General features: G+C 42.5%; 4 protein-coding genes. All 4 read left to right on the plus strand.

Annotated elements, in window-relative coordinates:
* On the plus strand, nt 1-484 hold a 484-nt coding region (locus ACFIL2_RS05235; protein WP_375680068.1), incomplete at its 5' end, for a phage major tail tube protein.
* A 2-nt stretch (nt 485-486) separates the two neighbouring features.
* Nucleotides 487-774, plus strand: coding sequence for a phage tail assembly protein (locus ACFIL2_RS05240; RefSeq protein ID WP_375626896.1), 288 nt, complete (start codon nt 487-489; stop codon nt 772-774).
* A 47-nt stretch (nt 775-821) separates the two neighbouring features.
* Entirely contained in the window at nt 822-884 is a 63-nt protein-coding gene (locus ACFIL2_RS05245) for a GpE family phage tail protein (RefSeq protein WP_244395846.1), read from the plus strand.
* Nucleotides 881-2,424, plus strand: a 1,544-nt coding sequence (locus tag ACFIL2_RS05250) for a phage tail tape measure protein (RefSeq protein ID WP_375680069.1), incomplete at its 3' end; no start/stop codon positions are given. The genes ACFIL2_RS05245 and ACFIL2_RS05250, both read left to right, overlap by 4 nt.

The raw sequence follows: 2,424 nt of genomic DNA on the forward strand, positions 1-2,424 counted from the left end.
AGTTTTGAAATATTTTAACATTTTTGTCGACGGTATTCCCTATCAAGCAAAATGTGAAAGCGTAACATTACCGAATTTGAATTTGGTCGTTGAAAACTATCGTGGCGGAGGCATGGATAGCTCCATTGAAGTTGACCTTGGTCTTGAAACCCTCATTCTCACCATGACCATTTCTGATTGCTCTCCAGAGTTGATGGCACTGTTGGGGCGCACTGATGTCAACATTTCATTACGCAGTTCAATGCAAGCGCAAGGCACACCTGCAGAAGGTGTTGTCATTACCATGAGAGGACTATGCAAAGGCTTTGAAATGGCAGAATGGCAACCGGGGAGCAAAGCTACATCCACGGCTACATTTACATTGCAGTATTTTAAATATGTCCAGAAGGACGTTGAAATTGTTGAGATAGACGCCCTCAACATGGTGAGGAGATTCAATGGCGTCAATCAACTCGCAGATCATAGAGAAAACTTAGGATTATAAAAATGACAGTACAAACAAGCATTACACATAAATTACTTGTACCGATTACCTTTGAAGGAAAAGAACATACCGAAATCACCTTACGGCGCCCGAAATATAAAGACTTAAAAGCGACCTTTAAGGAAGACGATGCTGATCAGTTAGAATTCATTACTTCACGCCTTTCTGGCTGGCCTATAGATGCCGTTGAGGAAATTGATCCTTATGACATGGAAGATATTCGTGAGATTATAGATTTTTTTTCAAGTCGGCGGGCTTCCAAGACTGCGAAACTGCCGCGAAACTCATAGCCGATATTGCCATTGTTTTTCATTGGCCACTTTCAGACATGATGGAAATGGAACTGGAAGAATTGGTCTTTTGGCGAAATCAAGCAGCAGAAAGGTATAAGACAAAATGAGTGAAAAAGTTGCTGATGCAAAGGTGAGATTATCTCTTGAAGACAAACTCACCGCACCTCTCAAACATCTTCAAAAAAAATTCGATACATTGTCAAAAACACTCTCACTGAGATTGAGTATTCCGCGCTTTTCTGCTGCTGTCAAAAACATGACGTCAAGTTTGAAAGGTGTTCAAAGTGCTCTTGGAGTGGCGGCAAGCCGTGCTTCAGTCTTTACTGGTGCTTTAGGGCTTGCCGGTGGTGGTCTTGTGGCAAGTGTGACCGCCGTTACCATGAAAACCATGCATCTGGGCGATAGTCTTTATCACGCATCACGCCATTTAAATATGAGTGTTGCATCACTTCAATTATGGGGTGATGCAGCCGATAATTCAGGCACTTCCGCCGAACTCTTTCAACAATCCTTAGCGGTTTTAAATAGGCGTTCGGCACAAGCATATGCCGGACAAAAAAGAGGCGTGATGGGCTTTGAAGCACTTGGCATTTCTGTCAAAAACACTTCTGGAAAACTCAAATCCACTTCTGTCTTGTTGGAAGAAATTACCGACAAGATGAGTAAGATGAAGAATCAAGCACAAAGACAGCATATTGCTGCTCTGTTGTTTGGTGGTGATGGTAAAGAAATGGCTACCATGCTTGCACAAGGCATGGCACCCATTAAAGAGCTGTTTGCAAAGGCGCGGAAAGGAAAATGGCTGATAGGTGCCGATGTTGCACGCTATGCCGCAGATTTAAGTGATAAGCTTGGTGCTTTTAAGAAAAAAATAGGCGGTATCGCGAGCTTTATTGGCGCGCGTTTCATGCCCGTCATCAATGACATGATTGACGGTTTTTCAAAGTTGATTGATGAAAACCGCGACCTCATTCAAACAACCGTTGCTGGATGGGCTAAAAGCGTAAAAAAAGTCTTTAATGATTTGCTTAATCCTACCTCTGATTTGAGAAAAGGTATCAGTGATCTCACAGAGAGGATTAAAGGCTGGTTCCAATGGCTAGAACCTCTGATTGGTGAAATAACCCTCTTTAAGGTAGGACTTGTAGCACTTGGTTCATTCATTTTTGGTCCACTCATTACCGCATTAGCCGCAGCGGGAGCAGCGTTTGTCACACTTGGCTATACTATAATGACGACACCTATCGGTTGGCTAATTGGCGGCATCGCAGCTCTTGTTGTAGTCTATAAATATTGGGATAAACTCAATGGCTGGGTAGCCGCATCTTTAGCCGCAGTTGGAGTAGTTCTTATAGCTTCAGTTATTCCAGCAATAATCGCCGCTGCATCCTCTTTTATATCGCTTGGTATCGCAATCATGACCACTCCTATCGGCTGGATCATTGGCGGTATTGCTGCCCTTGTTGGAGCTGGATATCTACTCTACAAAAATTGGGATACGGTAGTAAGCTTCATAAGCAACTTGTGGGATTCTTTTTACAGCTTATGTAGTAATATTTTCAATAATCTCTTTACGCTCTTTAAAAACTTTTCACCACTCTATTGGATAGCAAAAGGAATCAATGAACTCATTAAATGGTTGCTTGG

Origin of the sequence: Bartonella sp. AP30XZML, from assembly GCF_042195945.1 — a bacterium.
GTDB lineage: Bacteria > Pseudomonadota > Alphaproteobacteria > Rhizobiales > Rhizobiaceae > Bartonella.

Coding starts and splice junctions, on each gene's coding strand:
- ACFIL2_RS05240 (WP_375626896.1), top strand. CDS start 487: ATGACAGTACAAACAAGCATTACACATAAATTACTTGTACCGATTACC.